This window comes from Streptomyces solincola, from assembly GCF_002982015.1.
Taxonomy (GTDB): domain Bacteria; phylum Actinomycetota; class Actinomycetes; order Streptomycetales; family Streptomycetaceae; genus Streptomyces; species Streptomyces solincola.
In genome coordinates this window covers 1-8,079 of record NZ_PVLV01000406.1, presented here as the reverse complement: position 1 = coordinate 8,079, position 8,079 = coordinate 1, and the positions used below count along the sequence as shown (strand labels likewise).

Below are 8,079 nucleotides of genomic sequence, written 5' to 3'. Positions count from 1 at the left end.
GGCCGGCGCGGACGACGCCTACGCCGCCGCCCTGGAGCGCTGGCTGCACCTGGGCGGGGCGGACCTGGAGGAGCGGGCCGAGGAGACCGCCGCCGCCCTCGGGCTCACCGTCGGCCTGGACGCGCCGATGACCTCGCTCTCCGGCGGGCAGGCCGCCCGCGCCGGCCTCGCCTCGCTGCTGCTGTCCCGCTACGACGTCTTCCTGCTGGACGAGCCCACCAACGACCTCGACCTGGACGGCCTGGAGAGGCTGGAGCAGTTCGTCCGCTCGCTGCGCGCCGGCACCGTCGTCATCAGCCACGACCGCGAGTTCCTGGCCCGCACCGCCACCAAGGTCCTCGAACTGGACCTCGCCCAGCAGCAGATCACCCTCTACGGCGGCGGCTACGACGCCTACCTGGAGGAGCGCGAGACCGCCCGCCGGCACGCCCGCGAGGACTACGAGGAGTACGCCGACCGCCGGTCCGCCCTGGAGGGCCGGGCCCAGATGCAGCGGTCCTGGATGGACAAGGGCGTCAAGAACGCCCGCCGCAAGGCCACCGACAACGACAAGGTCGGCCGCAAGTTCCGCAGTGAGTCCAGCGAGAAGCAGGCCGCCAAGGCCCGCCAGACCCAGCGCATGATCGAGCGCCTGGAGGTGGTGGAGGAGCCCCGCAAGGAGTGGGAGCTGCGGATGGAGATCGCCGCCGCCCCGCGCTCGGCGGCCGTGGTGGCGGTGCTGCGCGACGCCCAGACGGTACGCGGCGGCTTCCGCTTCGGGCCGGTCAGCCTCCAGATCGACTGGGCCGACCGGGTCGCCGTCACCGGCGCGAACGGGGCCGGCAAGTCCACTCTGCTCGCCGCGCTCCTCGGCCGGCTGCCGCTGGACGCCGGGCACGCGGCGCTCGGCCCCGGGGTGGTGGTCGGCGAGGTCGACCAGGCCCGCGCCCTCTTCCACGGCAACGAGACCCTGCTGGACGCGTTCCGCGCCGCCGTGCCCGACACCGAGCCGGCGGAGGTGCGCACCCTGCTGGCCAAGTTCGGCCTGAAGTCCGAGCACGTGCTGCGGCCCGCCACCACCCTCTCCCCGGGAGAACGCACCCGCGCCGCGCTCGCCCTGCTCCAGGGCCGCGGCGTCAACCTCCTCGTCCTGGACGAGCCCACCAACCACCTGGACCTGCCCGCCATCGAGCAGCTCGAGTCCGCCCTCGACTCCTACGCCGGCACGCTGCTCCTGGTCACCCACGACCGCCGCATGCTCGACGCCGTCCGCACCACCCGCCGCATCGAAGTGGCCGACGGCCGGGTCACCGAACCGGCCTGAGCGGCGGCCGGGCGCCGGAGCCGCCGCCCGGCGAAGGGTGCGGTGACGCCCCCGCGCGGGCGCCCGCAACGCCCGGCGGCCGGGGCCGGCGCACCACGCACCCGCCCCGGCCGCCACCGGTCGCCGTCCGGCCAGCCGGTCACCGCCGTCCGCCCGTCCGCGTCGTCCGCTCATCCGGTCGTCCGCCCGTCGGCCCGTCCGCTCGTCCGATCAGCGGCGTCCGGTCCACCGGCGGCCTGCCGGCAGACCGGTCTTCCTGCCGTCCGTCTCGCCGTCAGCGGCGGCCCTTGCCGCCGCTCCGGTTGCCGGAGCCGCCGCCCGAGCCGTTCCCGCCGCCGCCGAGGAGTCCGGCCTTGCGCAGGGCGTCGGCCATGGCGCTGTTGGCCGGTGCGGGCGCGGAGGACGGGCGAGCGCCACCCCCGCCCGTACCGCCGCCGCGCCGGTCGCCGCCGCGTCCGGCACCGCCGCCGCGCCGGTCAGCGCCGGCCCCCTCGCCGCCGCCCCGGCGGTCCGTGCCGCCCTGGCGCTGCTGGGGCGGGCGCGCGCCGCCGCGCTCACGGCGGGGGGCACGCTCGCCGCCGCCGCCCGCCGCCGCCTCGTCGTCCAGCCGCAGCGTCAGCGAGATCCGCTTGCGCGGGATGTCGACGTCCAGCACCTTCACCTTGACCACGTCACCCGGCTTGACCACCTCGCGCGGGTCCTTGACGAAAGTGCGGGACATCGCGGAGACATGCACCAGACCGTCCTGGTGGACGCCGACGTCCACGAACGCGCCGAACGCCGCCACATTGGTGACCACGCCCTCCAGCACCATCCCGGAGGCCAGGTCGCCGATCTTCTCCACGCCCTCCTTGAAGGCGGCCGTGCGGAACGCGGGCCTCGGGTCGCGGCCCGGCTTCTCCAGCTCGCGCAGGATGTCGGTGACGGTCGGCAGGCCGAACTTCTCGTCCACGAACTCGTCCGGCCGCAGCGAGCGCAGCACCGAGGTGTTGCCGATCAGCGCGGCCACCTCGCCGCCCGCCTTCCTGCCCATCGCCCGCACCAGCGGGTACGCCTCGGGGTGCACGCTGGAGGCGTCCAGCGGGTCGTCCCCGCCGCGGATGCGCAGGAAGCCGGCGCACTGCTCGTACGCCTTGGGGCCCAGCCGTGCCACGTCCTTCAGCGCCCGGCGCGAGCGGAAGGGGCCGTTGGCGTCCCGGTGGGCCACGATGTTCTCGGCCAGGCCCGAGCTGATGCCGGAGACCCGGGAGAGCAGCGGCGCGGAGGCGGTGTTGACGTCCACGCCCACGCCGTTGACGCAGTCCTCGACCACCGCGTCCAGCGAGCGGGACAGCTTCACCTCGGACAGGTCGTGCTGGTATTGGCCGACGCCGATCGACCTGGGGTCGATCTTCACCAGCTCGGCCAGCGGGTCCTGGAGGCGGCGGGCGATGGAGACCGCGCCGCGCAGTGACACGTCCATGTCCGGCAGCTCCTGGGAGGCGAACGCGGAGGCGGAGTACACCGAGGCGCCGGCCTCCGAGACCATCACCTTGGTGAGGTTCAACTCCGGGTGCCTGGCGATCAGTTCGCCGGCCAGCTTGTCGGTCTCCCGCGACGCGGTGCCGTTGCCGATGGCCACCAGGTCGACCGCGTGCTCCTTCGCCAGCCTGGCCAGCTTCGCCAGCGCCTCGTCCCAGCGGTTGGCCGGCACGTGCGGGTGGATGACGTCGGTGGCGACGACCTTGCCGGTGGCGTCCACCACGGCGACCTTCACACCGGTGCGGAAGCCGGGGTCCAGGCCCAGCGTGGCGCGGGTGCCGGCCGGGGCCGCCAGCAGCAGGTCGCGCAGGTTCGCCGCGAAGACCCGTACCGCCTCGTCCTCGGCGGCGGTGCGCAGCCTGGTGCGCAGGTCGATGCCGAGATGCACCAGGATGCGGGTGCGCCAGGCCCAGCGGACCGTCTCGGCCAGCCAGGCGTCACCGGGCCGGCCGCGCTGGGCGATGCCGAACCGGGCGGCCACCGCGCCCTCGTAGCCGGACGGGCCCTCGCGGGGCTCCTCCGGCTCCAGGACGAGGTCGAGCACGTCCTCCTTCTCGCCGCGCAGCATGGCCAGGATCCGGTGCGAGGGCAGCTCGGTGAAGCCCTCCGCGAAGTCGAAGTAGTCGGCGAACTTCGCGCCTGCCTCCTCCTTGCCGTCCCGCACCTTCGCCACCAGCCGGCCGCGGCCCCACATGGTCTCGCGCAGTTCGCCGATCAGGTCGGCGTCCTCGGAGAACCGCTCGGTGAGGATCGCCCGCGCGCCCTCGAGCGCGGCCGCCGGGTCGGCGACGCCCTTGTCCGGGTCGGCGAACGCGGCCGCCGCGGCGAGCGGCTCGGTGGAGGGGTCCGCGAGCAGCCCCTCGGCCAGCGGTTCGAGCCCGGCCTCCCGGGCGATCTGCGCCTTGGTTCGCCGCTTCGGCTTGAACGGCAGGTACACGTCCTCCAGGCGCGCCTTGGTGTCGGCGGCCAGGATGCTCGCCTCCACCTCCGCGGTGAGCTTGCCCTGCTCGCGCACGGACTGGAGGACCGCGGTCCGCCGCTCCTCCAGCTCCCGCAGATAGCGCAGCCGCTCCTCCAGGGAGCGGAGCTGCGCGTCGTCCAGCATCTCGGTGGCTTCCTTGCGGTAGCGCGCGATGAACGGCACGGTCGAGCCGCCGTCCAGCAGCTCCACGGCCGCCCTCACCTGCCGCTCCCGTACGCCGAGCTCCTCGGCGATCCTGCCTTCGATGGACGTCGTCACGATGTCCGACCCGCTCTCTCGTGCTTCCGGATTGCGGTTGCATTCTGCCGCAGCGCGGTGACGGGGCGGGGGAACCCCCGAAGGCCGGTCCCGCCGGGCGGGCGGGCCGACGCCCGGCCCGCCGCCCGAGGTCAGGCCCGGCGGGTGCGGCCGCCGCCGCCGAAGAGCCGGGCGAGCAGCCGGAAGGGCAGGGTCACCACGGTGGCGACGGCCGAGCCGATCATGCGGAAGAAGTCGGCGATCGTACGCATGGGGATACCTCCGGTCGTTCGGGTGGGTGAGCCCTCCGCGTTGCCCGCCCGCCGCCCGCCAAACGTCCTCGGGCCGGCCGCGGCCTCGCGGCCGTCAGTTCCTGCCGCCGGTCCCGGGGCCGTCAGCCCTTGCCGGTCATGGCCTCCGGGAACGCGCCCGCCTGGGCCGCCGCCAGCAGGAAGCCGCGGCCCAGCTCGGTGAGCCGCTCCACGCCCGCCGCGCCCAGGTGCTCGTAGGGGGCGGCGTCCATCCGGTCGGTGTGCTCCTCCACCTGGGCGCGCAGGGCCGCGCCCGCCTCGGTCAGCTCGCCCTCCGCGTCCAGCAGACCGCGGCCGCGCAGCCGCTCGGCGGCGGCCTCCCAGTCGGCGCGCCGCCAGCCGCGGGTGGCCAGCACGAACCGGGGCGCCATGCCCTTGCCGGTCGCGGTGTGGCTGACCAGCGCCTCCAGCGGGTCGAGCCCGGCGGTCAGCAGCGCGGCCAGGTGGCCGTCGCCCCGGTGCTCGCGCAGCAGTGTCGCCGCGTGCCAGAACGCCAGGTGCGGCTCGCCGGGCACCGGCAGGTCGGCGTGCGCGGCGTACAGCGGCCGGGCGTGCCGGGTGCACGCCTCCGCGGCCCGCAGCGCCAGCTCCGCCGCCTCGGCCATGGCGGGCGAGGCCACCGCCTCCTCGCCGAGCAGCCTGCGCAGGGTGGCGTCCACCGCGCGCAGCCGGGCGGCGAGCACCGTCTTCGGGGAGGCGGTCTCCCAGACCGCCGGCAGATGGCGGGCCACCAGCTCGTGGTTGAAGTTGTAGAACGCGGCGGTGACCGTGCCCGCGCCGACCCGGCCCATCGCCGCCGAGCGGGCCGCGAAGTAGGCGGCGCTCTGGTCGGCGACGCCCTCGGCGGCCAGCTCCTCGGCCAGGTCGGGGGAGAAGTAGTGCGTGGAGTGCAGCGGGTTGAGGGCGTTGTGGCAGCGTCGTGCGGCACGGGGCGGGAGAGTCGTCATGGACCGCACGTTACCGACTGGTCGGTACGGCAGGAAAGGTGGGCTGCTCGTCGTTGCGGCCGCCGGGGGAGAGGCGAAGGATGGGGAGCACGGCGGGCACGCCGCCCCGGCCTGGTCCGGGGCGGCGCGGGGGCCCGGCGACCGGGGCGGAGGAGCGGGGACATGACCCAGGCGGCGATGGACACCGGCGGCCGCGGCCCGGCGGCCCCGCGCACCCGCCCGCTGCTGGTGGTCCTCTTCGACGGGGTGCAGAGCCTGGACGTCTCCGGCCCGCTGGAGGTCTTCGCCGCCGCCGGGCACGCCCACCCGGGCGGCGCCGCCTACCCGCTGACCACCGCCTCCCTGGACGGCGCGCCGGTGCGCACCCAGGGCGGCCTGCGGATCGCCCCCGACCTCGTGCTCGCCGACGCCGCGGTGGAGCACACCCTGCTGGTCCCGGGCGGCGAGGGCACCCGCCACCCCGACCCGCGCCTGCCGGCCGGGCTCGGCGAGCACGGACCGCGGGCCGAGCGGCTGACGGCCGTCTGCACTGGCTCGCTGCTGCTCGCCCGGGCCGGGCCGCTGGACGGCCGGCGGGCCACCACCCACCGGGCGCATTGCGACCACCTGGCCAGGCTGCGCCCGCAGGTCCGGGTCGACCCGGACCCGATCTTCGTCCGGGACGGGCGGATCGCCACCTCGGCGGGGGTCACCGCCGGCGTCGACCTCGCGCTCGCCCTGGTCGAGGAGGACCACGGCCGGGACGCAGCCCTCACCATCGCCCGGCACCTGGTCGTCCTCCTGCGCCGCCCCGGCAACCAGGCGCAGTTCAGCGCCCGGTCGGCCGCCCAGACCGCCTGCCGCGAGCCGCCGCGCGAACTCCAGCAGTTCATCACCGAGCATCCGGCCGCCGCCCTCTCGGTGGACGCGCTGGCCGCCCGCGCCCGGCTCTCACCCCGCCACTTCGCCCGCGCCTTCCGCGCCGAGACCGGCATGACGCCCGGCCGGTACGTCGACCGGGTGTGCCTGGAGCACGCCCGCCGCCTCCTGGAGGACACCTCCGACGGCGTCCACGAGGTCGCCCGCGCCGCCGGCTGCGGCACCGCCGAGGCCATGCGGCGCGTCTTCGCCACGGCGCTGGGCATTGCCCCGGCCGACTACCGCCGCCGGTTCCACGCCCCCCTGCCCGCGCACTGAGCACACGCGCTGCCCGCGCACCGAACCCGAGAGGACCCGACCATGCAGACCGCGATCCTGCTCTACCCCGGCTTCACCGCCCTCGACGCGGTGGGCCCGTTCGAACTGCTGCACCGCATGCCCGGCAACGAGACCGTCCTCGTCGCCCGGGAGCCCGGCCCGGTCGGCAACGACTCGGGGAACCTCGCCCTGGTCGCCGAACGCACCCTCGCCGAGACGCCCCGCCCGGACATCGTCGTCGTCCCCGGCGGCCCGGACGTACGGGCCGCCGCCGACGACCCGGCGGTCCTGGAGTGGCTGCGGGCCGCCGACGCCGCCACCACCTGGACCACCTCGGTGTGCACCGGCGCGCTCGTGCTGGCCGCCGCCGGGCTGCTCACCGGCCGCCGGGCCACCACCCACTGGATGGCGATGGACAGCCTGGCCGGGCACGGGGTGCGGACCACCGGCGAGCGGGTCGTCTTCGACGGCAAGTACGTCACCGCCGCCGGCGTCTCCTCCGGCATCGACATGGCGCTGCACCTGCTCGGCCGGATCGGCGGCGACGACCTGGCCGGGATCGTGCAGCTCATGACCGAGTACGACCCCCAGCCGCCGTACGACGCCGGCTCCCCGGACAAGGCCCCCGCCCACCTGGTCGACTTCTGCCGGGGCGAGCTGGCGAGCGAGGTCACCCCGTCGGCGTGAGCCCCGGATAGGTGAACCGCGGGGGCCGGCGCTCCAGGAACGCGGCGACCCCCTCCGCGGTGTCGCCGCTGCCGTGGGCCTGCCCGGCCCAGTGCGCGTCCCGGTCGGTGCGCCCGCCCGCGAACTCCTTGGCGGCGGCCTGGGTCAGCAGCGAACGCGAGGCCATCACCCGGGCGAACTCGGCCACCCGCTCGTCCAGCTCCCCGGCCGGCAGCACCTCGTCCACCAGCCCCCAGCGCAGCGCCCGCGCGGTGTCCACCAGTTCGGCGGAGAAGAGCAGGAACTTCGCCGCGGACGGGCCGACCAGGTCCACCAGCCGCCGGGTGGAGGAGGCCGGGTAGACGATGCCCAGTTTCGCCGGGGTGATCCCGAACAGCGCCCCCTCCTCGGCGAACCGCAGGTCGCAGGCGGCCGCGAGCTGGCTGCCGCCGCCCACGCAGTAGCCGCGCACGGCGGCCAGCGCGGGCTTGGGGAAGGCGGCCAGCGCCTCCTCGGCCCGGACCGCGAGTGCCTGCTGCTCGTCGCCCGGCTCGCCGAGCGTGGAGATGTCCGCGCCGGCGCAGAACGTCGGCCCCGCGCCGGTCAGCACCAGCACCCGCGCCGCCGGGTCGGCGGCCAGCGCCTCCAGCAGTCCGGGCAGAGCCCGCCACATGGCCGCCGTCATGGCGTTCCGCTTGGCCGGGTTGCTGATCACGAGGGTGGCGACGCCGTCGGCGACCGTGTGCTCCAGGTGCGGCTCCATGGGCGGATGCTATCCGGGGGCGCGGTCAGACGACCGGCGACGGGGTACCGGTCAAGCGACCCGGCGCCGGCAGCGGCGCGGTACCCGCACGAAAAAGCGAGGCGAGTCGATGGCCGACACCTCTCCCGACCCCGGCGCCCCCCGCCGCCCCGACCCGGCCGGCGGCCCCGAAG

At 76.0% G+C, this 8,079-nt stretch carries 7 protein-coding genes; 3 read left to right on the top strand and 4 right to left on the bottom strand.

Annotated elements, in window-relative coordinates:
• On the top strand, positions 1-1,303 hold a 1,303-nt coding region (locus C6N75_RS23140; protein ID WP_105870827.1), incomplete at its 5' end, for an ABC-F family ATP-binding cassette domain-containing protein.
• Between the two features lie 274 nt (positions 1,304-1,577).
• Here the strand turns inward: C6N75_RS23140 and C6N75_RS23135 are convergent.
• From C6N75_RS23135 to C6N75_RS23130, 3 genes are all read right to left on the bottom strand, one after another.
• Positions 1,578-4,064, bottom strand: coding sequence for a Tex family protein (locus tag C6N75_RS23135; protein WP_105870826.1), 2,487 nt, complete (start codon positions 4,062-4,064; stop codon positions 1,578-1,580).
• A gap of 131 nt (positions 4,065-4,195) precedes the next feature.
• On the bottom strand, positions 4,196-4,315 hold the full coding sequence (locus C6N75_RS31785) for an LPFR motif small protein (protein WP_256105587.1): 120 nt from the start codon (positions 4,313-4,315) through the stop codon (positions 4,196-4,198).
• Positions 4,316-4,437: 122 nt separating this feature from the next.
• Positions 4,438-5,301, bottom strand: a complete 864-nt coding sequence (locus C6N75_RS23130) for an SCO6745 family protein (RefSeq protein ID WP_105870825.1) — start codon at positions 5,299-5,301, stop codon at positions 4,438-4,440.
• Positions 5,302-5,463: 162 nt separating this feature from the next.
• Here C6N75_RS23130 and C6N75_RS23125 point away from each other — a divergent pair, with 162 nt between their 5' ends.
• Positions 5,464-6,477 (top strand): GlxA family transcriptional regulator, encoded by a 1,014-nt coding sequence (locus C6N75_RS23125; RefSeq protein ID WP_258177563.1) that lies wholly within the window; start codon positions 5,464-5,466, stop codon positions 6,475-6,477.
• Positions 6,478-6,519: 42 nt separating this feature from the next.
• Positions 6,520-7,164, top strand: a complete 645-nt coding sequence (locus C6N75_RS23120) for a DJ-1/PfpI family protein (RefSeq protein WP_105870824.1) — start codon at positions 6,520-6,522, stop codon at positions 7,162-7,164.
• On the opposite strand, the gene C6N75_RS23115 is transcribed toward C6N75_RS23120, so the two are convergent.
• Entirely contained in the window at positions 7,148-7,906 is a 759-nt protein-coding gene (locus tag C6N75_RS23115) for an enoyl-CoA hydratase/isomerase family protein (RefSeq protein ID WP_105870823.1), read from the bottom strand. The genes C6N75_RS23120 and C6N75_RS23115 overlap by 17 nt on opposite strands.
• Between the last annotated feature and the right edge of the window lie 173 nt (positions 7,907-8,079).